Here is a 307-nt window from a genome sequence, read left to right as displayed (position 1 = left end):
AGAAGGTGCCGATTCGCCAGGTCGCCGCGCACATCTCTTCGGCGAGCGCGACCCGCTCGCTCAACGGCGTCGGCGTTTTCTCGCCAAGGTCGGCGGTTCCCAGCACGGATGTGCCGTGGCGCGATCCCAGGTCGGCGGCCGCGTAGCAGTCGGCCGTGTAGTTGATCTGTCCCTGGGCGGCTCGGGCGATCGCGATCGCGCCGGCCGTCGTGCCGGCGACGATCGCCCCCGCCACTCCCACGGCGATGAGGCGGTGCCGACGGGTCCTGCGGCGGTCGTCGGAGGCGATGGCGTCGAGAAGCTGCCC

1 protein-coding gene is annotated in these 307 nt (G+C 72.0%); it reads right to left on the bottom strand.

The window, feature by feature from the left end:
* Positions 1-307, bottom strand: a 307-nt coding sequence (locus SB717_RS34780) for a hypothetical protein (protein ID WP_410907428.1), incomplete at both ends; no start/stop codon positions are given.

The organism is Priestia sp. SIMBA_032, assembly GCF_046535215.1.
Classification (GTDB): domain Bacteria; phylum Bacillota; class Bacilli; order Bacillales; family Bacillaceae_H; genus Priestia; species Priestia aryabhattai.
The sequence above is the reverse complement of the archived record's forward strand: the minus strand, read 5'-3'. Positions and strand labels throughout refer to the sequence as shown.